This is a genomic window from Hydrogenophaga sp. (assembly GCF_014773545.1).
GTDB lineage: Bacteria > Pseudomonadota > Gammaproteobacteria > Burkholderiales > Burkholderiaceae_C > Hydrogenophaga.
In genome coordinates this window covers 39,654-65,731 of record NZ_SDDV01000004.1, presented here as the reverse complement: position 1 = coordinate 65,731, position 26,078 = coordinate 39,654, and the positions used below count along the sequence as shown (strand labels likewise).

Below are 26,078 nucleotides of genomic sequence, written 5' to 3'. Positions count from 1 at the left end.
GCTTGCTGCACACTGCGGCGACCCCAGCCTCAAAAGCGTTCGTCGCTGCGCAAATACCGCCACTGCCCCGGCGGCAGATGGCCCAGCAGCACGCGCCCGATGCGCACCCGTTTGAGGCCCACCACATGCAGCCCCACTTGTTCGCACATGCGCCGGATCTGGCGCTTTTTGCCCTCGGTGAGCACAAAGCGCAACTGCTCCGGGTTCTGCCACTCGACCTGCGCCGGCTTGAGCGGCTTGCCGTCCAGGCTCAACCCAAAGCGCAGCCGCTGCAACAGCGCAGGGTCCAGGGCGGCCTGCACGTTTTGCGTCACACGTTCGGCTGGTGCGGCGCCTGCGCTGTCTTGGGGCGCGTAATGCACCCGCACCAGGTATTCTTTTTCCACCCCGCTGTGCTCGCCAATCAGCGCACGTGCCACACGGCCGTCTTGCGTCAGCACCAAAAGACCGCTGGAGTCGATGTCGAGCCGGCCGGCCGGCGCCAGCCCGCGGCTGTGTTCGGGCGCAAAACGACGCTCGGGTGCCGCCGGCGTGCCCGCGTCGCCGCGCCACCGATTGGCGGGCGTTATCAACACCGCCGCCGCCTCGTGACCGTCCTCGGGCTGAGCGCTGACATAACCCAGCGGCTTGTGCAGCACGATCGTGACCCGCCCGTCTTGCTGGTGGCGCGCCTGCGCCAGCACATCGATGCGCGCGTGCGCCGACACCGGCTGACCCATCACCGCCGGCTGACCATCGACGCGCACCCAGCCGCGCGCAATCCAGGCGTCGGCCTCGCGTCGCGAACACAGCCCGAGCTCGGCCATGCGCTTGTTCAAGCGCTGCCCCTCGACGCTCTGGGCGACCGCCCGCTGCGGCTGCTGCGGCACAGCGCCAGCTGGGTGCGGCGCGCTCTGCCGCGCCGCACGGGCCCCGTCGTCTGAGCCGTGCCGCGCGTTTGACGCCGGGCGTTCGATCGGCGCGCGGGCTGGCTGCCGCACGCGAGCGGCCACACTTTGCGCACGCGCCGGGCCGCGCGGGCGCACCGGTGCACGGCGCGCCGGGAATGGCCCGGTCGGGCTATTTTGAGCCGCCTGCGGCTTGAGTTTGAGCGTGTGTTTGAGTGGTTCGGTCGACATGTGGCGATCATCCCAGACTGGCGAACGAAGCGCGCGCCCGTTACCCGATAGGGTTTTCCCTCATGGTCGACTACGCAACTTCCGCTGCAAAAACCTTTGTCAGCGAGCCTATCATGCTGCATTGATTCAACCCTCAGGAGCAATTGCATGAAAAAAATGTTCGCATTGGCCCTGGCCGCCACACTCAGCACGGCGGCCTGGTCGCAGGCCTTCCCAAGCAAAACCGTCACCCTCATCGTTCCCTTCGCCGCCGGCGGCCCGACCGATCTGGTGGCGCGTCATCTGGCCGAAGCGATGCGCGGCCCGCTGGGCAACGCCACCATCGTGGTGGAAAACGCCGCCGGCGCCGGCGGCACCATTGGCGCGACCCGGGTGGCGCGCGCCACGCCAGACGGCCACACCCTGCTGGTCTGGCACATCGGCATGGCCGCCACCGCCAGCCTGTATCGCAACCTGCAGTTCAAGGCGCTGGAAGACTTCGAATACCTGGGCATCATCAACGACGTCCCCATGGTTGTGGTCGGCGCCCCGAGGTTGCCCGCCACCACCTACCGAGACCTCGAAAACCACATCCGCGCCAATGCCGGCCGGCTCAACCTGGCACACGCTGGTCTGGGGTCGGCCTCGCACCTGTGCGGCCTGATGTGGCAGTCGGCCATGCGACTGAACCAATCGATCACCACCATCGCCTACCGCGGCACCGGCCCGGCCATGAACGACCTGATCGGCGGCCAGGTCGACGTGATGTGCGACCAGACCACCAACGTCATGCCGCAAATCGAAGCCGGGCGGATCAAGGCCTTCGCCGTCACCACCGCCAGCCCGCTGTCGACGCACCCGGTGTTGCGGCACTATCCTTCGCTGCAGGAAATGGGGCTCACAGGCTTTAACCTGACCGTCTGGCACGGTCTGTACGCGCCCAAAGGCACGCCAACGGCCGTCACCAAGCGGCTCAACGACGCGCTGCAAGCCGCCCTGCGTAACCCCGAATTCATCAAACGCCAAGAAGCCCTGGGCGCCGTCGTGGCGCGCGACCGGCGCATCACCCCGGCTGGCCATAAAGCCTTTGTGGCAGGCGAAATCACCAAGCTGCGCAGCGTAATTGAAGCGGCGGGTCAGTTCGCCGACTAAGCCTTGACGCGGCGCAAGCCGGCTGGCGCGCCGGCTGTTCAAGCCTGCGCCAGCCCGCTAAGCAGACTGCGCAGCGGGCGTGCAGCCCATTCCGGCTCAAACGCCCCAAATGATCTCGACCCCAGCCTTTTCGCAGCGTTGCAGCATGTCGATCAGGGGGGCGCTGCGCATGCGCAGGCTGACGACGTCGAATTCCGGCGGCGCCTCACCAGCCGCTTCGGCCTCTTGGCGCAGCCGCTGCTGCTCTGCCTCTTCCTGCTCCACCGCGTCGCGCAGCAATTGCACCGCAGCCGCCATTTTGGCCGGAAAAATGATCCCCGGGCCTGTCAGCGGCTTGCCTAAAATCTCCAGCGTGCGTTTGCCATGCGGCTCGAGCATGACCAGGTCGCCGGTTTCGCGCGATTTGAATCGATAAAGAGACATCGAATTTTCCTTCGTGTTTGTACATGCACACCGCGTCTGATTTTGCCTCAAGTCACGTCCGTCACATCCACGCAGCCGACCCGATCAAGCGCCAGCGCCAGCGGCGCGGCGGTTTTGCCCGACACCCGGTTCGAGACTCAAGTCATCAGCAAGGTAACGGCAATGATCAGCACGCCAATCGCCAGGTTGATGCCGGTCCAGGTGCGAATCGACGCCAACGCGACGCCACCGGCGGCCCAGTCGCTGGCGGCTGTTGCGCGCCCCAGGCGCTTGAACAGCGAAAACCGAATGTGCCCAAAAATGATTATCATCAACAACCCCAGCACCGCCATGATTTTCCAGTCCAAAGGCATATTGAAGGCCAGTCCGGCCTGCACGGTTTCCTTGGCCAATCGGGCAATCATCCACATGCCGCTGACCAGCACCAGCGTAGCCGCTACCAGTACGGCAGCAAAAAAGCGCTGCATCACCCCGTGCAGCAAGGGCACGCGCAGCGCCGGCTCCAGAAACTGCGCTGCCGGACGCAGGAAAAAGTAGCCAAACACCATGCCGCCGACCCAGACCACGACGGCCAACAGGTGCACCAGCTTCAAGAATTCATAAACCATGGCGATCAAGGCGGCAGCAAGCCGCAGTAGAGTTGAGGAAACTGATCCTAACCCACCGCGGTGCGGTGAACAGCCCCCCAGCATGAAAACCCTTGGCAGCAGGAAAATGGGTTGGCAGACGGGCCAACGGGCTTGCCAAAGGAAGGACGGACCCACGCCGAACCGCAGGCTCGCCACCCGCACGGACGCACAGCGCGGCCCTGGCCCCTGCCTAGCTTGGACGCGCTACCACGGTGCCCGCGCTTGTCATGGCACATGGCATGGCGGCTCTGGAGTAGGGGTCATCTCGTCCTCCTTCCGGCTTGTGCAACAGCGCCGGGCGCGACATCACAGCAAGTGAACCGCCCGACCGTCGCGCGGCCGCACCTGCATCAGTCGAGCAAACAGCCGCGCCTGCAGCAGCACCGGCAGCGGGGCAAAGCCGGTGCCGCTGACCAGCCGGTCGCCCTGCAGGAAAGACCAGACCAAAAAGCGCATGGCGGGTTCGACGTCGCTGGCGCGTGCCGGCTCGGCGTCGAACAGCAAAAAGGTCACCATGACGATGGGCCAACTCCCGGGTGCCGACATATTCAAGGTGTTGGCGCTGTCGTCCCCGGTGCGATGCACGTCGCTGGCACGCAGCGCGGTCAGAATACTGGCTTCGCTGGCTTGTACCGGACGGCCCGCAGTGTCCTGCAAGCTGATACTGGAGAGGCGTTGGCTGCGCACGCGGTCGTAGCCGACGTAGGTCAGGCCGCCTTCGGTATTTTGCAGCAGCTTGACCACCCCGCTGTTGCCGGCCGCGCTGAGCACCTCACCGGGCCAGCGTGGCAAGCGCGAGGCGCCAACTTCGGTCTCGAAAGTGCGGCTGACCAGCGCCAGGTAGCGCGTGAAGGCGTGCGTGGTACCCGAGGTATCTGAGCGCACGATCCGGCGCACCGGCAGATTGGGCAGCGCCACCCCCGGGTTGAGAGCGACAATTCGGGGGTCGTTCCAGCGCTCGATCCGGCCGCTGAACATCTCGCCCAGCACCTCGCCAGAGAGTTGCAGCCGCCGCCCCGCCAGCGCCCGCAGATTGAAGACCGGCACCACGGCGCCGGCCACCGTCGGCACCTGGATCAGCCGGTGTTCGGCCAACTCTTGGGGCGTCAGCGGCGTGTCGGTGCCACCGAATGCCACCAGGCGCGCCTTGATCTGGCGCTCGCCGTCGCCCGATCCAGTCGCTTGGTATTGGATCTGCGTGCCGGTGACGGCCTGATAGCGCTCGGCCCAGATGCTATAAATATCCTCTGGAAAAGTCGCGCCGGCACCCTGCACGACCAGGGTAGCGGGCGGCTGCGACCAGGCCAGAGCGGCAAGGCCAGCCCAAAGAACGATCAACAGCAAAAATCCGCGCAGTGGACGAATCGGTGTTTTCATTTCGGCAAGAAGAATAAAACCATCAAACCGGAAACAGCACGCCGTTGACGCGCCGCTGCAAGAGGTAGGGCGGCAGGCCCTGGAGCAGGCGACGTCCATAGGCCTGCAGCAAGAGCCGACGATCGTAGCAGACGATCACCGCCTGATCTGCCTCGCTGCGCAAAGCGCGGCCGCTCCACTGCAATAAGCGCACCCCGGTGGCGGGTATCACCAGTTCGGCAAACGGGTCGCGGCCCTGGCTTTTCAGCCAGTCGGCGCGCGCCTGACTGACCGGGTCATTGGGGGATGCGAACGGCAGCTTGGTGATGAACAGCCATTCGCACAACGCGCCCGGCAGGTCCAGCCCTTCACCAAACGATTGCAGCCCGAACAGAATCGAGGCCTGCCCTTGCGCCACGCGCGCGGCGTGCCGCGCCAGCAACTGCGGGCGCGCCGTCTGGCCTTGTACCAGCACCCGCGCGCGCAGTTCGCCGTGCGGCTCGCTCGCCAACAATTCCTGCGCGCTGCGCAACTGCGCCCTGGAAGTGAACAGCACCAGCGCGCCGCGTGGCACGGCGGCCAGATCTTGCAGCAGCGCCGCCAGCATCTCGTCGGTGTAAGCCGACACGTCTTTCGGGTCGGCCTGGGTCTGAACCACCACCAGACGACCCTGGCGTGCGTGGTCGAACGGGCTTTGCACCGCACGGCAGACCACGTCCGGATCGTCGTCCAGACCCGACTCGCTCAAAAAGTGCTCAAAGTTGCCGCAGCTCACCAAAGAGGCCGAGGTCAGCACCGCTGCGCGCACCCGGCTCCAGAGCTGCTGGCGCAACAGGCTGCCGGGCTGCAGCGGGCAGGCGTGGGCGCTGAGCGTGACGAGCCCGCGCTCGGTACCGGCTTGCAACCACTTGGCCAAGGGTGGCTGCTGCGCCTGGGGCTGCTGCAAAAATAGTTCGGAGGTGGCCCACGTGTGCTGCAGGCGCGGCGCAAAAGCGCCCAGGCGGCTGTAGAGTCGCGCGCAACGGGCGGCCTCTCCCGGGTTGTCGCGCGCCTTGGCCTTGATCTGGCCAGCCAAAGCCTCCAGTTGCTTGAGCAGGGCGTTGGCGCGGCTGTGCACCAGCTCCAGCGGGGGCAACCACTCGGGCGGCAGCGCACCACTTTCAAAGCGCTCCAGCAGCGGCACCGCCGGGGCGTCAGTAGCAGCCGTCCCTGCGCCACGGCACAAGACGCTCCACTCGGGCCGCGCAGCGACGCGCGCCAGCGCCAGCCGCGCCAGCTCAGCCAGTGCGGTCTTGAGTTCGCGCGCCAGTGGGGCCACGTTCAAGGCCGGCGTGTGCTGCAAGGCGCTACACACCTCGTCGATCGCGCGTGGCAAGCGATCGAGCCATTGGCTGTGCATCAAGTCCATGGCCTGGGTGAAGCGCCCTTGCGCCACCGCGCCCAAATGGTGCGCCTCGTCGAGCACCAAGTAGCAGTCCGACGGGTCGGGCAGCGCATACATCCCCAGGGTGGACAGCAGCAGGTCGTGGTTGACCACGATCACCTGTGTCTGCGCCAGCCGTGCACGCGCTTTGTAATAGCTGCAACCGTGGTAGCTGGGACAGTGGCGCGCGCTGCAACTGTGGCGCTCGGCGGCCACCGGCTGCCAGCTCGCGGGCGGCGGCGGCACTTCGAGCCGGTCGCGGTCGCCGTCCCAGGCGCCTGCGTCCAATTGCAAGGCCCACTGCGCGTATTGGCGCGCACGTTCTGCCCGGCGCTCGGCGCCGAACCCGTCCGCCACAGCCGCATCCGCACCGACAGCGGCGTCGGCGTCGGCGTCGTTATCAAACAATTCGGCGCTGGCCGCGTCGCCGTCGCTGAGTTGGTCGAGCTTGAGGCGACAGACATATCGACCCCGTCCTTTGGCGAGCGCAAAGGAGAACGGCTCGGACAGCAACGCCGCCAACGCGGGCAGGTCTTTGCCGATCAACTGCTCTTGCAGCGCCACGGTGGCGGTGGAAATCAGCACGCGCTTTTGTTGCGCCAGCGCCAGCGCGATCACGCTGGCCGCGTACGCCACCGACTTGCCCACACCGGTGCCGGCTTGCAGCACCGCAATGCCGCGCCGGGGTGCAGCCGCCGCCTCGGTGCCGGCCAACTCGCCCAGGGTTGCGCCACTGAGGGTTTGCGCGATCTGCGCGGCCATGTCGCGCTGACCGGTGCGCGCACGAAAACCTGGCGCGTGCGCCACCAGATGATCGAACGCAGCCAGCGCCAGCGCCGCCAGCTCTGCTGGCGCGCGTACCGGTGTGGCTGCGCAGGGTCTGGGGTCGGCGGCGTTCATGTTCAGGGCCAGGGACACGGCCGACGCCGATTGTCCCAGAGCCCGGGCAAACCCCGCTCCCGCACTGACAAACGCTTACTGACCCTGACCGAGGGCGAAGCCCTGCACGCCGTCGAACGTGCAGAGGTTTTCGGTTTTGATCACGTCCACACCAGCATCGGTGAGTTGCCCCAGCAGCGCGACGATGTCGCGCTGCGTGATTTCGCCGTCCGCCTGGGCCGCCATGAAACGGCAGCGCCAGTGGTCGGTGCAAAAGGTTTCCGGGAAGCCACCCGGCCAGACCTTGACGCCGCGGTTGGTGATCATCAGCAAGCGCAAGGCCGGCGTCTGGTTGGCCTGCAGGTGCAGGGCCAGCACATCGGCTGACGACTCGGACTGGTGCACGAACACGTCCACGCCCACCATGGCTTTCTTGGCTGCGGGCCGGCGCACGTACAAGGGCGCGACCGGGCCAGTGGGCAGCGGCGGGTTCTGATAACTGATCGGCTTGAACTGCTGCGGCAAACGACCGAGCCGCTCGACGATGGCGTCGGCAAAATCCATGCTGCCAAAAGGCCGGCCAATCTGCGCCCTGCCCTGACCTTGCAGGTCGGCGGTGAAAACGCCGTCTTCCAGCGTACACAACCAGGCGTTGTGCACCTTGGCCGCCACGTCGGCCTGGCGAATGTGCACCAGCATCATCACCGCGCCCAGCAGCAGTCCGCTGGGGTTGGCAATGCCCTTGCCCGCGATGTCGGGCGCGCTGCCGTGAATGGCCTCGAACATGGCGACGTGTTCGCCGATGTTGGCGCTGCCAGCCAGCCCGACGCTGCCGGTCATCTCGGCGGCAACGTCGCTGATGATGTCGCCGTACAGGTTGGGCGTGACGATGACGTCAAACAGCTCCGGGCGCGTCGCCAGTCGTGCCGCGCCGATGTCTATGATCATGTGATCACTGGCGATCTGCGGGTATTCAACGCGAATTTCGTCGAACACCTGGTGGAACAGGCCGTCGGTCATCTTCATGATGTTGTCCTTGCTCATGCAAGTGACCTTGTGCCTGCCGTTGGCGCGTGCGTACTCGAAGGCGTAGCGAACGATTTTTTCGCAGCCCGGGCGGGTGATGAGCTTGAGACACTGGAACACCTCGTCGGTCTGGCGGTGCTCGATGCCGGCGTACAGGTCTTCCTCGTTTTCGCGCACGATCACCAAGTTCAACTTGGGGTGCTTGGTGGCCACAAAGGGGCTGTAGCTGACGCAGGGCCGCACGTTGGCGTACAGGCCCAGGGTCTTGCGAATGGTCACGTTCAGGCTCTTGTAGCCGCCGCCGCTGGGGGTGGTGATGGGGCTCTTGAGAAACACTTTGGTGCGGCGCAGGCTGTCCCAGGCCTCAGGGGCGATGCCGCTGCTGTGGCCGCTGCGGTAGAGTTTTTCACCGATCTCGATCATTTCGGGTGCGATGCGCGCACCGGCGGCCTGCAGCACCTTCAGCGTGGCCTCCATGATCTCCGGGCCGATGCCGTCTCCGTAGGCGACGGTGATCGGTGTCAGAACCTCGAGCGCGCCGGCCTCGGCGGCCCCGCCACTGACCAGCGTCTGGGATGGGTTGTCGATTTTCATGCAAGCGCCTTTCGTTATGCGGGATGAGACGGGCCGACTATAAAACGATCGACTCATGAATAAAAATACATTTTTTTGATGCAACGAATATGACCGGACCTATGAATACACGCCTGCTGCGCGCATCGCCACAGCAACTGCGCGCCTTCGAAGTCACCGCACGCCTGGGTTCGGTGACGCAGGCGGCGCGCGAGATTCACGTCAGTCAACCCACCGTCAGCGTGCATCTGCGCGAGCTCTCGGCGCTGGTGGGCGAGGCCTTGTTCGAGCCGATCGGGCGCGGCATCCGCCTGACCCCGACTGGCGAAGCGCTGCAGCAAACGGTGGCCGAAGTCAACGCCTGCTGGCAACGCTTTGAGAGCCGACTGGCCGACATGCACGGCCTGCTCAGCGGGCGGTTGCGCATCGCGGCGGTGACCACCGCCGAATACTTCGTACCCGACCTGCTGGGGCCGTTCGCGCAGCTGCATCCGGGCGTGGAGATCGATTTGGCGGTGGAAAACCGCGACCGCGTGATCGCCCGCCTGCACGACTGCGCCGACGAGCTGGCGGTGATGATGCTGCCGCCCGACGATCTGCCGCTGCAAAACCTGCCTTTCATGGACAACCCGCTGGTCGTGATCGGTCCCCAGCAGCACGCGCTGGCCGACGGCCCGCCGGTGCCGCTGCGCCAGTTGACGCATGAACGCTGGCTGATGCGCGAACCCGGCAGCGGCACCCGACTGGTGACCGAGCGCCATTTCAGCGCGCGCGGCTTTTCACCCCGCATCGCCATGAGCCTGGGCAGCAACGAAGCGCTCAAGCACGCGGTCGGCGCCGGCCTGGGCCTGGCGGTGATCTCGGCGCTGAGTCTGCGCTGGGGCGCACAGCGCGCAGACGCAGCCGATTCCTGCCCCTGGGTGCGCCTGCCGGTGGAGGGCTTTCCAATCCAGCGCCAGTGGTCGGTGGTCTGGCGCACCGACCGGCCTCTGTCGGCACCGGCGGCGCGCTTCGTCGCTTACTTGCAACAAGTACACAACGAAAACCCCGCCAGCGCCGACTGGTTGGCCTGTCAAGCCAGATAGCCTCACCACTTTCATGCTGCTGTGCACAATAGAGCGCGAACCACACCAGGAGTTTCCATGACCCGCAGCCACAGTCCCTCAGCGTCCGAGACGCCCAGCAAACCCCTGCAACTCGACCTCGCGCTGCAAGGCGGCGGCTCGCACGGCGCCTTCACCTGGGGCGTGCTGGATCGACTGCTGCAAGAGGAATGGCTGGAAATCGACGCCATCAGCGGCACCAGCGCCGGCGCCATGAACGCCGTGGCGTTGGCCGCCGGACTGATGGACGGCGGACGCGAAGGCGCGCGCCGCGTGCTGCGCTGCTTTTGGAGTCGCGTGGCCGAGCTGTCGCCGTTTCATCACATCGAGCGTCACCCCCTGGGGCCTTGGTTCAGCCCCCAAAACCCCTGGCTGGCGCCCTGGCTCGAGCCCATGAAGCAAGCCGGCCGACTGTTCGGCAGCCAGCTCTCGCCGTACCAGTTCAACCCGCTCAATCTGAACCCTCTGCGCGGCATTCTGGAGCAGACGGTAGACTTCGAGCGCGTGCGCCGTTGCCACAAAACCCGGCTCTTCATTGCCGCCACCCAGGTACGCACCGGTGCGCTGCGGGTGTTCAAGCAGACCGAACTGACACCCGACATGGTGCTGGCCTCGGCCTGCCTGCCGCTGTTGTTTCAGGCGGTGGAAATCGACGGCGAAGCCTACTGGGACGGCGGCTACGCCGGCAACCCCACGCTCATGCCGCTGATCGCCGACAGCCCGGCCGACGATTTGTTGCTGGTGCAGATCAACCCGATCGAGCGCGTCGAACTGCCCAAGCGCGCCTCCGATATTCTGGAGCGCATCGGCGAAGTCACCTTCAACACCAGCTTGCTCAAGGAACTGCGCTCGATCGCCCTGCTCAAGCAACTGATCGGGGAGGATGACCGACCGGCGCACCCATACCAACACCCCCTGTTCGAGCGCGTGGCGGCGCTGCGCCTGCACCTGCTCGACGGCGGCGCTTCGCTGGCACCGCTGGGCGCAGACAGCAAGACAAAGACCGACTGGGCGTTTTTGCACCAGTTGCATGAACTCGGGTTTGGCGCTGCCGAGCGCTGGCTGGCGCAGCACGGCGCTGCCCTGGGCCAGCGCAGCAGCTTCGATCTGACGCAGGTGATCGCCGCATGACCAGCATTCTGGGCATCGTACTGGCGCTGGCGCTGTTGATCGTGCTGGCCTACCGCGGCATCAGCGTCTTGCTTCTGGCGCCGCTGATGGCGCTGCTGGCGGTGCTGTTCAGCGCCGACGCGCCCTTGCTGGCGAGTTACACCCAGGTTTTCATGCCGGCGCTGGGCAGCTTCGTCATCGCATTTTTCCCCCTCTTTTTGCTCGGCGCGGTATTTGGCAAGCTGATGGAGGCCTCGGGCGCAGCGCAGGTGATTGCGCACGCCATCGTCACCGCACTGGGAAGCGGGCGCGCCATTTTGGCCATCGTGCTGGCCTGTGCGGTGCTCACCTACGGCGGCGTCTCGCTGTTCGTGGTGGCATTTGCGGTCTACCCAATAGCCGCCGCGCTGTTTCGCCAGGCCGATCTGCCCAAGCGGCTGATTCCGGCCACCATTGCGCTGGGCGCCTTCACCTTCACCATGAGCGCGCTGCCGGGCACGCCGGCGATCCAGAACGCGATTCCCATGCCCTTCTTCGGCACCACGCCGTTTGCCGCGCCCGGCATTGGCCTGCTGGGCGGCGCGCTGATGCTGGCGCTGGGCCTGCTCTGGCTGACACGCCGGGCGGCGGCAGCCCGGGCGCGCGGCGAGGGCTACGGACAGCACGAAGAAGCGGCGCTGCCGGTCGATCCGTCCGCCGGTCTGCCCAGCGCCGCCGTCAAGCCCGCCCCGGCGACCCGGCCCGGTGCCGACGCCAGCGTGGCAGCCGGCCGGGCGGCCTTGGCCTGCGCCCTGGCGCCGGTGCTGCTGGTGATCGTGCTCAACTACCTGCTGGCCACCTGGCTGCTGCCCGCGCTGGACACCGCCTACCTGGCCGAGCCGCGTTTTGGCGCCACCGACATCGCCAGCGTGCGCGGGCTCTGGGCTGTGGTGACGGCACTGAGCGCGGCCATCGTGCTGCTGATCGTGTTGCAGCGCAAGCGACTGGACAAGCTCAGCGACACGCTCGAACAAGGCGCCAGCAGTTCGGTGCTTCCCTTGCTCAACACCGCCTCGCAGGTCGGTTTTGGCGCCGTGATCGCCTCGCTGGCCGGTTTTGCACTGATTCGCGACGCCGTGCTGGGCATTGCGCCCGAGTACCCGCTGGTGTCGCTGTCGATTGCCGTCAACATCCTGGCCGGCGTCACCGGATCGGCCTCGGGCGGCATGACGATTGCGCTGCGCGAACTCGGCGAGCACTGGCTGGCGATGGGGCAGGCGGCGGGCATAGGGCCTGACTTGCTGCACCGCGTGACGGCGATCGCCGCTGGCGGCCTGGACGCGCTACCGCACAACGGCGCCGTCATCACGCTGCTGGGCATTTGCGGCCTGACGCACCGCCAGTCGTACGCCGACATCTTCGTCGTCGCGGTCGCCATTCCACTGCTGGCGCTGGTGGCTGTGGTGCTGCTGGGAACGGCGTTCGGGTCGTTTTAAATGAAAGTCCTGCCCGTTCTCCCTCACCCCCAACCCCTCTCCCGCACGCGGGAGAGGGGAGCGAAGTGAGTCGCGGCCCGACTTTCACGTTAACGGGCATCCGATCAACACCAGCAGCGGCCCCAGTTCGCGGTAGCGGTGGCTGGTGTGGCGAATGTAGTGAATGAAGCGCGGCGCGTCGGCCAGGTATTTTGGCTTGCCGTCGCGCAGCGTCAGGCGGGCAAAAATACCGGCTACTTTCAGATGCCGCTGCAAGCCCATCCATTCCACCGCACGGTAAAAAGCGCCAAAGTCTTGGTGCCAGTCTTCAAAATCCATCAGTCCAGCCGGACGCGCTTTTTCCCAATAGCGCACCGTGAGGTCGATGACGAAGTCTTCGTCCCAGCTCAGAAAGGCGTCGCGCAGCAAGCTGGCGATGTCGTAGCTGATCGGGCCGTGGACGGCGTCTTGAAAGCGCGCAAGGGTCGCAGAACAATCTCGGATAATCGGCGCAGATTCTACTCACCCGGGTGTCGCTGCCGTTTGCTTGCCACCTACACCTCTTTGCCGTGATCCGCCGCTTCGCACCACCGCTTCCTACCCTGCTCCACCGCCTCCCCAGGGCCGCACGCGCGCCGCTGGCACTGCCTGGCCTGTGGGCGCTGCTGGCTGCTGCCGCCTTGGCTGCACCGGCTGCGGGGCAGGCTGCAGAGAACGCCGCCGAGGCAGCGCCCGCTGCTGGCGTGCCGCTGCGCGCCAGCCCCTTGCTGCAAGAACACCTGCCGCCGCAGGTGCACGATTATTTGCCGATCTTTCTTTTTGGCGAACGCCTGTGGGGCCAGGCCGATGCGCAGGTGGTGCTCGAGGGTGCCGCCGAGCTGCGCCGCCACGACATCGTGATCCGCGCCGATCGGCTTGAATTCGACCGTCGCAGCCAGGAGGCGCGCGCGCTCGGGCAGGTGCGGGTCAACCGCAGCGGCGACCGTTTTTCCGGCCCGGAGCTGCTGTTCAACGTGCAAACCCAACGCGGCCATTTTGAGCAGCCCGAGTTTTCCTTGCTCGACGGCATCGGCCTGGGCGACGCCAGCCGGATTGAATTCCTGGGCGAAGATCAGACGGCGCTGGTCGACGCGCGCTACTCGACCTGCCCGCGCACACCCGGCGCCCAATGGCGGCCCGACTGGCTGGTGCGCGCTGCGCGCATTGACATCGACCACGCGCAGGAAGTCGGGCGCGCCCGCGGAGCCGTGCTCGAATTCCTGGGCGTGCCGATTCTGGCCGCGCCGTTTCTGAGCTTTCCCATCTCCGACAAGCGCAAGTCCGGCCTGCTGCCACCGACCTTCAACATCGACAACATCAGCGGCATCGAGTTGACGCTGCCCTATTACCTGAACCTGGCGCCGAACTTCGACGCCACGCTGTACCCGACCTTCATGAGTCGGCGCGGCCTGGACTTCGGGGCCGAGTTTCGCTACCTGCAGCCGCACTACAGCGGCCAGTTGCGCGCTTCCGTGATGCCGTCCGACCGCTTGCGCGACGACGCGCGCTGGGGCTACTCGCTGCAGCATCAGCAGCGACTGAGCGGCGACGGCCTGCGCTTGTTCGACCTCGAAGGCCCACTGGACCTGCGACTCAACATCAACCGCGTCAGCGACGACGATTACTGGCGCGACTTTCCACGCAGCCACACCGGCCTGACCGCGCGCTTGCTGGCCAGCGAAGCGGTGTTGAACTGGACGAACGGCCCCTGGGCGGCCTCGGCCGGCGTGCACCAGTGGCAGACCTTGCAAGACCTGCACGCCCCCATCGTGCCACCGTATGATCGCCTGCCCTCGCTGGCCTTGCGCTACACGCGCAACGACGCCCGCATCGCCGGCTTGGACGGCTGGGACTGGTCGCTGCTGAGCGAGCTCACCCGCTTCCAGTCCGACCCGGCGCGCACGCACCAAGTCAACGGTACGCGCGCGTTGGCGCTGGCGCAAATCGGTCGGCGCTGGCAAACGCCGGGCTGGTTCGTTCACCCGCGTGCGCAGTGGCACAGCACCCACTACCGCTTCGATGCGGCGCTGGCCGACGGCTCGCTCCAGGCCACGCGCAGCCTGCCGACCCTCAGCCTCGACAGTGGCCTGGTGTTCGAGCGCAGCGCGCGTTATTTTGGCCGCCCGTTCACCCAGACGCTGGAGCCACGCGCCTTCTTCACCTGGACGCCGTACCGCGACCAGCGTCTGCTGCCCAACTACGACTCGGCCGTCAAAGACTTCAACTTCAGTTCGATTTTTTCCGAAAATGCCTTCGGCGGCCACGACCGCATCTCGGACACGCGCGCGCTCACGGTCGGCGCCAGCTCGCGCCTGCTCGACCCCGACAGCGGCGCCGAAGTGGCGCATTTCGGACTGGCGCAGCGCTATTTGCTGCGCGATCAAAACGTTTTCCTGCCCCGGGCCAGCGGTCTGCCGGGCGGCGACCCGGTGCGCGAACGCCTGAGCGACACCCTGCTGGGCGCGCGCATTCAGTGGAGCCCGCTCTGGTCGCTCGACGCCAATGTGCAGTTCAACCACCAGACCAGAAACTCGGTGCGCAGCACGCTGAGCGCCAGCTACACGCCCGGCCCGTTCCGGTCTGTGAGCGCCGCGTACCGCCTGCAGCGCGGCGTCAGCGAACAAGTCGACCTGAGCTGGCAGTGGCCGCTGTCCGCTTTGTGGGGCCCGCCCGCCGCAGCGCAACGCCAGCCCGGCGGCGGCCGGTGCGCGCGCCAGTGGTACAGCGTCGGCCGCATCAACTACAGTGTGACCGATGGCAAGGTGGTCGATCTGGTGGCCGGGTTTGAGTACGATGCGGGTTGCTGGATCGCCCGTCTGGTGCTCGAACAGTTGCAGCGCGGCCAGGCCGCTGCGAACCAGCGCGTGCTGTTTCAGCTCGAATTGAACGGCTTTTCGCGGCTGGGCTCGAACCCTCTGCAGGTGCTGAGAGAACACGTGCCACGCTACCAGCCCCTGCGCGAAGAAATCAACCCACCAAGCCGCTTCCACCGATATGACTGAACCCACCCCTCGCAAATCTGCGCACCGGTCCCGCTTGAAGCTCTGCTTGCTGGGCCCGGCCTTGTTGTGCGGCGCGCTGGCGCAGGCACAAACCCTGCGCCCGTCGCCCCAGCTCAGTCTGGCGGCGCCGGCGGCGGCGCGCAGCGCCGACTTCATTGTCGTGCTGGTCAACGCCGAACCGATCACCAACAGCGATGTGCGCCAGCGCCTGCTGCGCATCGAACAGCAACTCAGCCAGCAAGGCAGGGCGCTGCCACCGCGGCCCCAACTGGCGGCCGATGTGCTCGAGCAACTGATCAACGAACGCGCCCAACTCCAACATGCGGCTGCGCTTGGCATCCGCGCCGACCCGGCCACGCTGGCGCAGGCCGAACAATCGATTGCCGCGCAAAATCGCATGAGCGTGCCCGCCCTGCACCGCCAACTGGCCGCCGACGGCATCGACATCCGCCGTTTCCACGACGAGTTGCGCACCCAGATCGTTTTGCGTATGCTGCAAGAGCGTGAAATTGCCGCCCGGGTGCGGGTGAGCGAAAGCGAGATCGACGACGCCCTGCGCGAGCGCCAACCGGTGGGCGACGGCGGGCTGGAGCTCAACCTGGCACACGTGCTGGTGCGGGTGCCGCAAGACACGGCTGCAGACCACGTGCAGGCGCTGCAAGCGCGCGCCCAGAGCGTGGCCGAGCGGGCCCGCGCCGGCGCCGACTTCGCCGCCCTGGCGCTCGAATTCTCCGACGCGCCCGAGCGCGTCCGTGGGGGCGAATTCGGTCTGCGCCCGGCCGATCGCCTGCCCGAACTGTTCGTCCAAGCCACCCGCGCGCTGCCGGTCGGCGCCGTCGTTGGCCCGCTGCGCAGTTCGGCGGGTTTTCATATCCTCAAAGTGCTGGAAAAGCAGCAGGCCGGCCGGCCCGACGTGCTGCTGACCGAGACACGAGCCAGCCACATTCTGCTGCTCCCGAGCGCCCAGCTCAGCCCGCAAGCCGCACTCGACCAGCTCGGGCAGTGGCGCCAGCGCATCATCAGCGGTCAAGACAGTTTCGAAGCGCTGGCGCGTGCGCACAGCCAGGACGGCTCGGCACCGCAAGGCGGCGACTTGGGCTGGGCCCGACCGGGTCAGTTCGTGCCCGAATTCGAGCAAGCCATGAACACGCTGCGCCCCGGCGAGATTTCAGCGCCGCTGGTCTCGCGCTTTGGTGTGCATCTGATCCGGGTCGACGAACGGCGCCAGGGCACGCTGAGCGAGCGCGAGCAGCGCGAGATCGTGCGCGAGCAGTTGCACGAGGAAAAGGCCGAGCAGGCACTGATCGCCTGGGCCCAGGATGTGCGAGGCCGCGCCTTCGTCGAACAGCGCGAAGCGCCGCAGCCCTGATGAAGCATCGGGCGCGCAAACGCTTTGGACAGCATTTCCTGACCGACGCGACCGTCATCGACGCCATCGTCAACGCCATCGATCCGCAAGCGGCAGAGGCGGTGATCGAAATCGGTCCCGGCCTAGCGGCGCTGACGCAGCCGCTGCTGCAGCGCCTGGGTCGGCTGGCGGTGATCGAGCTCGACCGCGACCTGGCCGCCCGGCTGCGCAGCCAGCGCCAGCTCGAGGTGATCGAGTCGGACGTGCTCAAAGTCGATTTCAGCGCCTGGGCGGCGCAGCGCATGTCCACCCGCATCCGCGTGGTCGGCAACCTGCCCTACAACATCTCGACCCCGATTCTGTTTCACCTGCTTGAGCACGCCAGCGTGGTGCAAGACCAGCATTTCATGCTGCAAAAAGAAGTGGTCGAGCGCATGGTGGCGCGCCCGGCCACGTCCGATTACGGTCGCCTGTCGGTGATGCTGCAATGGCGCTACGAGATGGAGTTGCTGTTATTGGTGCCGCCGACCAGTTTTGATCCGCCGCCGCGCGTCGACAGCGCCATCGTGCGCATGCGGCCGCTGGCCGCACCCCCAGCCATAGCCCAAAAGCGCTACGGCGAGCTGGTGCAAACCGCATTCAGCCAGCGGCGCAAAATTTTGCGCAACACCCTGGGCCCCTGGCTGGAACAAAGAAACTTTGCCGGCCACTTCGACCTGCAGCGCCGCGCCGAGGAGGTGCCGGTGGCCGAATACGTGGCGCTGACACAAGCGCTGCCGCCGTAAAGCCGCTCAGACCGCCGCCGTCCAGTAACCGGCGTTGAACGGACTGCTCATGCGCAGCGCCATCGGACTGACGTCGAGCAGCTTGTCGGTTGGCATCGGATCGTCGCTGGCCACGGCAATGGGCTCTTCGCCCTTGGGCGTGCGCGCAACCGAGAACGAATAGAAACAGCGAAACGCAATTTTGCGTTCGGCCCAGTAGTCTGCCGTGTCGCGGAAGACGTCGAGCAACTGCTCGCGCGCTTCCTTGTCGAACTTGGCGTGCGCCGGAATGTGCTCCAGCACGACGATGAAGCCGGTTTGTTGCCCCGACTTGTTGACCAAGTCGGTCATGCAGTCGTAGAGCGCATCGAAGTTCTTGCCAAAATGCGTCGGCAGCGTGTACTGCGACCCAATGCGCTCGAGCACATCCTGCTTGCTCGTGGCCTTGGCCAAGTTGGCGTACAGAAAGTGGTGGCCCAATTGCTCGGCCGCGGCCTGCAGTTCCTTGACGCTGTAGGCGCGAATCGACTGCACGATATTGGGACGTACATTACGAAGGGGCGTGTCCATCTGCGCGTCTCTTTCTAAGTTCAAAGTTGAAAATCTGTTCGGAACCCCATCTCACGGCACGATCAGCCGAAAGCTGTTGTAGTGGTCCTTGGTATAAAAACACGCATCGGTACGCTGTGGCTGCAAGCCGCCGCAAACGATTCGCCGCGCACCCCGGTCACGCTCCCCCGGCGTGGGCACGGTGTACTGGCGGTAAAAACCACGTTTTTGCAGCGGCAACAGGCGCTCACGGTTGCCAAAGACAGCGCCGTCTTTCTGGTAGCGAAACGGCCCGCCGGCGCGAATCTGCGCCAGCACCTGCTGCGCCTGCACCGGCAGTTCGTTCTCCGCCACGGCCGGGGTCTGCGCCCAATCGACTGTGCGCCCCTGCACCCAGACCGCGCTCAGCAGCAGAACCAGCGCAACCGCCAGGCCGACCAGCAGCCTATGGCTCGAAGGTTTTACCGGGTTTGCCTGCCACCCCATGAAATGTATGTGCTCCCAATGCCGTCAACCCACCTGTCGAACCGGCGGCAAGATGAACCCAGCCGCCACGCCAGATGAGTGGGTCAACCCTGTGACTCAAGCGCGCAAGTGTGCCTCAAACAACAAAAAAAAGCAAGCCGCTGCTGAATAAACAGGCATGCTCAGTGGTTAAACCGGATCGAAACTTGCCGCACGCCTTCACGGGCGGCTTCATTGCGCCACACTGGCTTCGGCCACGGTCAGCGCCGTCATGTTGACAATGCGACGCACGGTGGCGCTGGGGGTCAGCACGTGTACCGGTTTGGCCGCGCCCAGCAACACCGGGCCAATGGCGATGTTGCCGCCAGCGGCGGTTTTGAGCAGGTTGTAGGAAATGTTGGCGGCGTCGATGTTGGGGCAAACCAGCAAGTTGGCCTCGCCCTTGAGTTCGCAGCGCGGCATCAAGCCCATGCGGGCCACCGGGTCAATGGCCAGGTCACCGTGCATCTCGCCGTCCACCTCCAGCCAGGGCGCTTGTTCACGCAGCAGCTCCAGTGTTTGGCGCATCTTGATCGCACTGGGCTGGTTCGACGAGCCAAAATTGGAATGTGACAGCAACGCCACCTTGGGCTTGACGCCAAAGCGCAGCATGGTTTCGGCCGCCATCACGGTGATCTCGCACAGCTCGGTGGCGCTCGGGTCGTAGTTGACGTGGGTGTCGACCACAAACACCTGCCGCCCGGGCAGCAGCAGCGCGTTCATGCAGGCGTAAATGCGCACATCCTGCGCCGTGCGCGGGCTGCCGCCGACGCGCTTGCCAATCACCTGATCGATGTAAGCCAGGTGATCGGCGGTGCTGCCCCAGGTGCCGCAAATCATGCCGTCAACCTCGCCCTTGTGCAGCAGCATGGAGCCGATCAGCGTCAGGCGCCGGCGCATCTCGATTTTGGCCAGTTGCTCGGTCACGCCCTTGCGCTCGGCCATGCGGTGGTAGCTTTGCCAGAAGTCGCGGTAGCGCCGGTCTTGCTCGACGTTGACCACATCGTAGTCCAGTCCCTCTTTGAGGCGCAGGCCGAATTGTTCGATGCGGCGCGCGATCACCGCCGGGCGGCCGATCAGGGTGGGGCGTGCCAGGTCTTCATCGACTGCAATCTGGCAGGCACGCAGCACCCGCTCTTGCTCGCCTTCGGCGTAGGCCACGCGCTTGGTCAGCGCCTGTTTGGCCGCAGCGTAGATCGGCCGCATCAGACTGCCCGAGGCCAACACAAAGCTTTGCAGTTTTTCCAGATACGCCGCCATATCGGGCAAGGGTCTGCGGGCCACGCCGCTATCTTGCGCCGCCTGCGCCACCGCCGGCGCGATTTTCAGCATCAAGCGCGAGTCAAAAGGCTTGGGAATCAGGTACTCGGGCCCAAAGCTGAGCTGCTCGCCGGCATAGGCAGCGGCCACCTCTTCGCTTTGTTCGGCCTGCGCCAGTTCGGCAATCGCGCGCACCGCCGCGATCTCCATGTCAGCGTTGATGGTGGACGCCCCGGCGTCGAGCGCACCACGAAAAATGTACGGGAAGCACAGCACGTTGTTGACCTGGTTCGCGTAGTCCGAGCGGCCGGTGGCTATGACGGCGTCGCCGCGCACGGCCTTGACCTCATGCGGCAGAATCTCCGGCGTTGGATTGGCCAGCGCAAAAATCAAGGGGCGCGACGCCATTTTTTCCACCATGAACGGCTTGAGCACGCCGCCGGCCGACAGTCCCAGAAACACGTCGGCGCCGTCTATTGCCTCGGCCAGGGTGCGCTGGCTGGTGACCTGGGCGAACTGGACTTTGTCTTCGTCCATCAGCTCGGTGCGCCCGGTATAGACCAGCCCAGCAAGGTCGGTGGCCCAGATGTTTTCGCGCGGCAGCCCGAGTTTGACCAGCAGCCCCAGACAAGCCAGCGCGGCAGCACCGGCACCCGAGGTGACCAGCTTGATCTGCCGTATGTCTTTGCCGACCACCTTCAGTCCATTGAGCAGCGCCGCGCCGACGACGATGGCGGTGCCGTGCTGGTCGTCGTGAAAGACCGGAATCTGCATGCGCTCGCGCAAGCGACGCTCGATGTAGAAACAATCCGGCGCCTTGATGTCCTCCAGATTGATGCCGCCAAACGTGGGTTCGAGAGCGGCGATGATCTCGACCAGCTTGTCGGGGTCTTTTTCATTGATTTCGAGGTCAAACACGTCGATGCCGGAGAACTTCTTGAACAGCACCGCCTTGCCTTCCATCACCGGCTTGGCCGCCAGTGGCCCGATGTCTCCCAGCCCCAGCACCGCCGTGCCGTTGGTAATGACCGCCACCAGATTGCCGCGTCCGGTGTAGCGAAAAGCGTTGGCCGGGTCGGCGACGATTTCCTCACAGGGCGCGGCCACGCCGGGCGAATAAGCCAGTGCCAGGTCGCGCTGGTTCAGCAGTTGTTTGGTGGCATGGATCGCCATCTTGCCGGCCACGGGTTTTTCGTGGTAGTGCAGGGCGGCACGCCTGAATTCAGCGCGCTTGTCATCGGGGCTGTGGTCGTTGTTCATGGATGTGGTTTCAGTGGGCGCAAGCTCACGGCAGACGGCGCTTGCCGCGCGACAAATCGATCCCCAGCTGCTTGAGCTTGCGGTACAAGTGGGTGCGCTCCAGGCCGGTCTTGTCGGCCACCCGGGTCATGGAGCCGGCCTCTTGGGTCAGATGGTATTCGAAGTAGGCTTTTTCGAAGTCATCGCGCGCCTGGCGCAGCGGGCCTTCCAGGCAGAACGACTGTAAGGACGGTAAGGACGGCAAGGCGGTGTCGAGCGGCGGCGGGCTCAGGCTGGCGCTGGCGCTCACGGCGGCTTGCACGCTCAGTTCGACGAGCGGCTCGTGTGAGATTTTGAGCGGACTGGGTGTGGCCAGCGGCTTGAACTGCAGCTTGTTCAGACCTTGCTCGACCGACTTGAGCAGCTTGACCAGGGTGATCGGTTTTTCCAGAAAAGCCACCGCGCCGATGCGCGTGGCCTCGACCGCCGTGTCGATGGTGGCGTGCCCGCTCATCATGATCACGGGCATGGTCAGCAAGCCGCTGCTCGACCATTCCTTGAGCAGGGTCACGCCGTCGGTGTCGGGCATCCAGATGTCGAGCAGCACCAGATCGGGCCGAAACTGGGTGCGCACGCTACGGGCCTGGGCCGCGTTTTCGGCCAACTCGACCGTGTGGCCTTCGTCGTTCAGAATTTCCCAGAGCAGGTCCCGGATGCCCAGTTCGTCGTCTACGACCAGAATGGTTGCCATGATGCCGTGCGCGCGCCTCGCTGTGTTGTCAATTTGCCACTGCGAATGATAGCGAGACTTGCGCCCCGATCACCTTGGCGTCATGCATCAAGTTGCTCAACTCGACCCGGCCGCCGTGTTCATCCATGATTTTCTTCACCACCGCCAAGCCGAGTCCGGTGCCCTTGGGCTTGGTGGTGACGTAGGGCTCGAAAGCACGCTGCAGCATGTGCTCGGCAAAACCAGGGCCCTGGTCGAGCACCGTCAGGCGCACCCAGCGCCCGGAGTCGGAGCGGCGCGTGCGCAGCAGCACCAGCGCCAGTGGCTGCGAGGCGGTCGCTTCCTGCGCGTTTTGCACCAGGTTGTGCAGAATCTGGCGCACCTGTTGTGGGTCCGCCAGCACCGGCGGACAAGCGCTGTCGAGCTCGAGCTGCAGCGGCGTGGCGGCGTTGTCGTATAGCACCGAAATGTCACGCACCAGCGCGTTGAGGTCTGTCGGTTCCAACTGGGCTGCGGGCAGGCGCGCGTAATCGCGAAACTCGTTTACCAGGCGCTTCATGGCGTCTACCTGATCGACGATGGTGCGCACCGACTTGTCGAGCAAGGCCTGCTCGGTCGGCTGCAATTTGCCTTCGAGCTTCATGGCCAGGCGTTCGGCCGAGAGCTGGATCGGCGTCAACGGATTCTTGATTTCATGCGCCAGTCGACGCGCCACCTCGCCCCAGGCCTGGGCGCGCTGCGCCGAGACCATTTCCGAGACGTCGTCGAACACCAGCAGGCGTTCGTTGCCGGGCAACAAGGCACCGCGCGCAATCAGCGCGATGCCCTGCTCGAACGGGCTGGCGGCGACCGCACCCAGATCAAACGATTGCTGCCAGTGCCCCCCCTCATGCCGGTCGCGCTCGGACAGAAAAGCGGCGAACTGCTGCTGTACGGCGGCGGCAAACGGCTCCAGCCCCGGCACCTCGTCCAGCGGCTGACCCAGGTGGCGCGTCAAGGGCAAGCGCAAGATGCGAGCCGCACCCGGGTTGGCGCTGAGCACGCGACCGTGCGGGTCGAGCACCACCACCCCGGCGGTCAGATGGTCCAGAATGGTTTGCAGGTTGGCGCGCGCCGCGTCCACCTGTTCCAGGCTTTGCTGCACTGCGCTGCGGGCATCGGCCAGGTCTTGCGTCATGCCGGCAAAGCTGCGCGTCAGACCGGCGAGTTCGTCGCGCGCAATCAGGGCCAGCTTCGGCGCCAGATTGCCCGCCGCCACCTCACGCATGCCTTCGGCCAGCACCAGCAAGGGGCGCACCAGATGGTTGCCCAGCAACACCGCCAGCAGCACGGCGCCAAATACAGCCAAAAACAGCGCCAGCGTCAGGGTACCGATGTACATGCGACGCAGCCCCTCACGCGCCAGCGCGCGCTCCTGGTACTCGCGGTACGCCTGTTGCACCGCCAGCGCATCGGCCACCAGCACCGGCGACAACGGCACCACCACCTGCAGATAGCGCGGCGCGGCGTCAAAGCCAAAGCCAGCCGCGTCCACCAGCGCCAGCACCTGAATGCTCGCGCGCCGCGCCAGCTCGGCCGGCGCCTGGTCGCCGTTGCCACCTTCGTCGAGCCCTTCGACCTGCGCCAGCACGCGCACCTGGTGCACCTGGCGCAGCAAAGCAGCACTGGGCCCCTGCGGGACGAGCTCAAAACGCGACTCGCCCGCGCTGGCCAGCACACGCCCGGCCGCACCCCAAAGCACCACGTCGGTGGCGCCGAACTGTTCGCGCAGCCGCTCGAGTTCCAGCACGGCGGCGCCGCCGTTCTGGCGCGCCAGGGCCTGGGCTGCCAGCGCGGTTTTGTTGCCAAGATCGGCGCTCAGGGTATCAAGCGTGGTGCGCCCCAGGCGCAGGCCGGCGCTCAGCGCAGCCTCCACCCGCACATCGAACCAGCTCTCGATCGAGCGCGAGACGAACTGGTAAGAAACGGTGTAGATCAAAACGCCGGGCAAGATGCCCACCAGCGCGAAGATGGCAGCCAACTTGACCAGCAAGCGACTGCCAAACCGGCGCTGGCGAAAATGCAGCAGCAAGCGCAGCAACAACCACGCAATGATCAGCAGCAGCACCAGCGCCACCACCGCGTTGATGCCGACCAGCCAGGCAAAATACTGCTCGTACAGCACCTCGTTGCGTGTGGCCAGCGTGAGCAAAAACAGCAGCACCAGGCCCACCGCAGACATGAAAACCAGGGCGGCCGCCACGGCCCAGCGCAGCCCGCGCCGGCGCGGCGCGCGGGCGGCGCGCGGGCTCAGAGGAAGTGTCGATGGCATGGGTGTCGTTCGCATCGGCCTGCGGCGCACGCAGGCTCAACGCCCGGCATCGGCGGCGCCACGCTCAAGGCCCGAGCGCTGCGGGTCTGGCTCGGTGCTGACTTGCGCTGGCACCGGCAGCCGCCGCCGCACCTGAATCTGCCACTGGGGCTGGTTGACCACGCCGATCTGAAATGGGCGCGGCAGCAGCGACAAATCGAGCTGCAGGCTCCAGGCCAGCCACAAGCGGGCGCCGCCCGGGAGCTGGTCTGCCTCGGCGACCTTCCAGTCTGATACCCGCCCCAGTGCCGCCAGCGCAGCGCCCAGGCTGTCGAAGTTCTGGTGCAGTGCAGGGCGCAAACCAAGGCCGCCGTCGGCGTCGGCGTCGCTCAGGCTGAGCCGCCAGCGCCGGGTCAGCGGCTGATAGGCCAGCCGCAGGGTGCGCGTGACGCGGGCCAGGCGCTGGTCGCTCCAGTACCAGCGGTCGCGGTAAACGTCGGCCTGCCAGACAAAATGCAGCGGCACCGAACGCAGCAAGGTGTCTTGCACCACGGCCGAAGGCTGGATGTCGATCCGCGCCGACAGGTAGACGCCGTCCGGGCTGCGCTGCAAACTCTCCTGCAAGACCTGCGCGCCTTGCCCCTGCGCCACACCAGCCAGCAACAGCAGCCACGCCGCCGCCAGCGCGCGCAGCCAGCGCCGCCAACCGTCGTGGCGCGCGGCATCCTCAGGCCAGCGCCTTGTCGATGCATGCGTAGAAAAAACCGTCGTAGTCACCGGGCCGATTGTCGTTCAACTCACCCACGCTCCCCCGCACAGCGGGTAACAAGTGGCCGGGCGAAGGACTGAGCACGGCCTGCCTGTGGCGCTCCAGAAACGCTTGCACCTGCTGCTCGCCCTCGGCACGAAACACCGAGCAGGTGCAGTAGAGCAAGCGACCACCGGGCTTGAGCAGCGGCCACAAGGCTTCGAGCAGGCGGCGCTGGATCGCCACCAGTGCCTCAATGTCGCTGGCGCGGCGCAGCCAGCGCACATCGGGATGCCGGCGCACGATGCCCGATGCGCTGCAGGGCGCGTCGAGCAAAATGGCGTCGAAGGCGCGACCGTCCCACCAGTCGGCGGGTCGGGCCGCGTCGGCGCACCGCACCTGGGCACACAGTCCCAGACGCTGCAAGTTGTCATGAATGCGCTCACAGCGGCGCGCATCGACGTCGAGCGCGAGCAGATCGAGCTCGGCGCGCTCGAGCAGGTGCGCGGTCTTGCCGCCCGGCGCAGCACAGGCGTCTAGCACGCGCGCGTGCGGCCCCCAGGAGCGGCCGTCCAGCAGCAGCCCGGCGGCGAGTTGGGCTGCGGCGTCCTGTACCGAACAAGCGCCCTGGGCAAACCCGGGCAGACGCTGCACCGGCTGCGCCGCCTCCAGCACCAGCCCATCGTCGCCAACCAGACTGGACTTGCAGCCGAGCTGGAGCAAGTCCTGCCGATAGCTGCTGCGATCGGTGCGGCGGCGGTTGACGCGCAGCGTCATCGGGCCGGCCTGGTTGCCGGCTTGCAAAATGCCTTGCCAGCGCGCCGGGTGGTCGCGCTGCAAACGCTCGATCCACCACAGCGGGTAGTTCCAGCGCGCCTGTGGCTGTTGTGCCAGCAACGCCTGCAAGCGCGCGCGCTCGCGCAAAAATCGGCGCAGACAGGCGTTGACAAACGCCGCCTGTTGCGGCCTGCCGCGCCCCAGCCGAACCGCAGCGACCGCCTGATCAACCACCGTATACGCAGCGTAGCGCAACGCGCCAGCCGCGGTTTCCTGGTCCTCTTGCGCGGCGTCACGCTCAAGCAGCAGCAGCGCCAGCGCGCTGCACAACAGCGCGTGCAAGGCCGGCTCGGGGCGGCGCTGCACCAGCAAAGCGAGCACGGCGCGCGCCGTGCCCCAATGGCGCAACACGTGAAAGCTCAGCGCCTGTACGCCAGGGCGCAGTTCGGCGTCGAGCTGCGACAACACATCGCTCAACGAGCGGCCTTGTTCAACCGCCAGCACGCAGCGCGCGCAGTGTTGCAATTGGCTCGCCAGGCTGGGCGCTTGTTGCGTCAGCACTGGCGGCCCTGTCAAAGCCGCAGTCAACCCAGATGGTCCACG

At 66.1% G+C, this 26,078-nt stretch carries 19 protein-coding genes and 2 pseudogenes; 7 read left to right on the top strand and 14 right to left on the bottom strand.

Annotated features, from left to right (window positions below; genetic code table 11):
- Positions 1 to 29: 29 nt before the first annotated feature.
- On the bottom strand, positions 30 to 869 hold the full coding sequence (locus EST26_RS04180) for a pseudouridine synthase (protein ID WP_291065754.1): 840 nt from the start codon (positions 867 to 869) through the stop codon (positions 30 to 32).
- Between the two features lie 396 nt (positions 870 to 1,265).
- Here EST26_RS04180 and EST26_RS04175 point away from each other — a divergent pair, with 396 nt between their 5' ends.
- Complete coding sequence (locus EST26_RS04175) at positions 1,266 to 2,249, top strand: tripartite tricarboxylate transporter substrate-binding protein (RefSeq protein ID WP_291065632.1); 984 nt, start codon at positions 1,266 to 1,268, stop codon at positions 2,247 to 2,249.
- 96 nt (positions 2,250 to 2,345) lie between these two features.
- Here EST26_RS04175 and EST26_RS04170 read toward each other — a convergent pair whose 3' ends face one another.
- The 5 genes from EST26_RS04170 to EST26_RS04150 form a co-directional block, all read right to left on the bottom strand.
- Entirely contained in the window at positions 2,346 to 2,672 is a 327-nt protein-coding gene (locus tag EST26_RS04170) for a DUF1840 domain-containing protein (RefSeq protein WP_291065631.1), read from the bottom strand.
- A 137-nt stretch (positions 2,673 to 2,809) separates the two neighbouring features.
- Positions 2,810 to 3,280, bottom strand: a complete 471-nt coding sequence (locus tag EST26_RS04165; protein WP_291065630.1) for a CopD family protein — start codon at positions 3,278 to 3,280, stop codon at positions 2,810 to 2,812.
- Between the two features lie 327 nt (positions 3,281 to 3,607).
- On the bottom strand, positions 3,608 to 4,678 hold the full coding sequence (gene pstS, locus EST26_RS04160) for a phosphate ABC transporter substrate-binding protein PstS (RefSeq protein WP_291065629.1): 1,071 nt from the start codon (positions 4,676 to 4,678) through the stop codon (positions 3,608 to 3,610).
- Positions 4,679 to 4,700: 22 nt separating this feature from the next.
- Positions 4,701 to 6,998: an ATP-dependent DNA helicase DinG gene (gene dinG / locus EST26_RS04155; RefSeq protein WP_366474295.1), complete on the bottom strand. Its 2,298-nt coding sequence runs from the start codon at positions 6,996 to 6,998 to the stop codon at positions 4,701 to 4,703.
- 57 nt (positions 6,999 to 7,055) lie between these two features.
- Positions 7,056 to 8,579 carry an NADP-dependent isocitrate dehydrogenase gene (locus EST26_RS04150; protein ID WP_291065628.1) on the bottom strand — a complete coding sequence of 508 codons (1,524 nt, stop codon included), beginning with the start codon at positions 8,577 to 8,579 and terminating at the stop codon, positions 7,056 to 7,058.
- Between the two features lie 101 nt (positions 8,580 to 8,680).
- On the opposite strand from EST26_RS04150, the gene EST26_RS04145 reads away from it, so the two are divergent.
- From EST26_RS04145 to EST26_RS04135, 3 genes are read left to right on the top strand one after another with little or no spacing between them, the layout of a single operon-like run.
- Positions 8,681 to 9,643 (top strand): LysR family transcriptional regulator, encoded by a 963-nt coding sequence (locus tag EST26_RS04145; RefSeq protein WP_291065627.1) that lies wholly within the window; start codon positions 8,681 to 8,683, stop codon positions 9,641 to 9,643.
- A gap of 57 nt (positions 9,644 to 9,700) precedes the next feature.
- Positions 9,701 to 10,792, top strand: a complete 1,092-nt coding sequence (locus EST26_RS04140; RefSeq protein WP_291065626.1) for a patatin-like phospholipase family protein — start codon at positions 9,701 to 9,703, stop codon at positions 10,790 to 10,792.
- The gene (locus EST26_RS04135) at positions 10,789 to 12,246 is read left to right on the top strand and encodes a GntP family permease (protein ID WP_291065625.1); all 1,458 of its coding nucleotides are present in this window, start codon (positions 10,789 to 10,791) and stop codon (positions 12,244 to 12,246) included. Before EST26_RS04140 ends, EST26_RS04135 begins: the two co-directional genes overlap by 4 nt.
- Positions 12,247 to 12,330: 84 nt before the next feature.
- On the opposite strand, the pseudogene EST26_RS04130 reads toward EST26_RS04135, so the two are convergent.
- A pseudogene (locus tag EST26_RS04130) lies at positions 12,331 to 12,699 on the bottom strand (aminoglycoside phosphotransferase); the annotation flags it as partial.
- A 95-nt stretch (positions 12,700 to 12,794) separates the two neighbouring features.
- Here EST26_RS04130 and lptD point away from each other — a divergent pair.
- The 3 genes from lptD to rsmA are packed head-to-tail and all read left to right on the top strand — an operon-like array spanning position 12,795 to position 17,399.
- Positions 12,795 to 15,266, top strand: a complete 2,472-nt coding sequence (gene lptD / locus EST26_RS04125) for an LPS assembly protein LptD (RefSeq protein WP_291065624.1) — start codon at positions 12,795 to 12,797, stop codon at positions 15,264 to 15,266.
- A gap of 34 nt (positions 15,267 to 15,300) precedes the next feature.
- Positions 15,301 to 16,635: a peptidylprolyl isomerase gene (locus EST26_RS04120; RefSeq protein WP_291065623.1), complete on the top strand. Its 1,335-nt coding sequence runs from the start codon at positions 15,301 to 15,303 to the stop codon at positions 16,633 to 16,635.
- Positions 16,635 to 17,399 (top strand): 16S rRNA (adenine(1518)-N(6)/adenine(1519)-N(6))-dimethyltransferase RsmA, encoded by a 765-nt coding sequence (gene rsmA / locus EST26_RS04115; protein WP_291065622.1) that lies wholly within the window; start codon positions 16,635 to 16,637, stop codon positions 17,397 to 17,399. Before EST26_RS04120 ends, rsmA begins: the two co-directional genes overlap by 1 nt.
- 153 nt (positions 17,400 to 17,552) lie before the next feature.
- Here the strand turns inward: rsmA and EST26_RS04110 are convergent.
- From EST26_RS04110 to rsmB, 7 genes and pseudogenes are all read right to left on the bottom strand, one after another.
- A pseudogene (locus EST26_RS04110) lies at positions 17,553 to 17,948 on the bottom strand (barstar family protein); the annotation flags it as partial.
- Between the two features lie 51 nt (positions 17,949 to 17,999).
- Positions 18,000 to 18,413, bottom strand: a complete 414-nt coding sequence (locus EST26_RS04105; RefSeq protein WP_291065620.1) for a ribonuclease domain-containing protein — start codon at positions 18,411 to 18,413, stop codon at positions 18,000 to 18,002.
- 210 nt (positions 18,414 to 18,623) lie between these two features.
- A complete protein-coding gene (locus EST26_RS04100; protein ID WP_291065619.1) occupies positions 18,624 to 20,951 on the bottom strand; it encodes an NADP-dependent malic enzyme in 2,328 nt (775 codons plus the stop codon).
- 25 nt (positions 20,952 to 20,976) lie between these two features.
- Positions 20,977 to 21,681, bottom strand: a complete 705-nt coding sequence (locus EST26_RS04095) for a response regulator (protein WP_291065618.1) — start codon at positions 21,679 to 21,681, stop codon at positions 20,977 to 20,979.
- A 28-nt stretch (positions 21,682 to 21,709) separates the two neighbouring features.
- Positions 21,710 to 23,971, bottom strand: coding sequence for an ATP-binding protein (locus EST26_RS04090; RefSeq protein ID WP_291065617.1), 2,262 nt, complete (start codon positions 23,969 to 23,971; stop codon positions 21,710 to 21,712).
- Between the two features lie 36 nt (positions 23,972 to 24,007).
- A complete protein-coding gene (locus EST26_RS04085) occupies positions 24,008 to 24,727 on the bottom strand; it encodes a DUF4390 domain-containing protein (RefSeq protein WP_291065616.1) in 720 nt (239 codons plus the stop codon).
- On the bottom strand, positions 24,678 to 26,051 hold the full coding sequence (rsmB, locus tag EST26_RS04080; RefSeq protein WP_291065615.1) for a 16S rRNA (cytosine(967)-C(5))-methyltransferase RsmB: 1,374 nt from the start codon (positions 26,049 to 26,051) through the stop codon (positions 24,678 to 24,680). Before rsmB ends, EST26_RS04085 begins: the two co-directional genes overlap by 50 nt.
- Between the last annotated feature and the right edge of the window lie 27 nt (positions 26,052 to 26,078).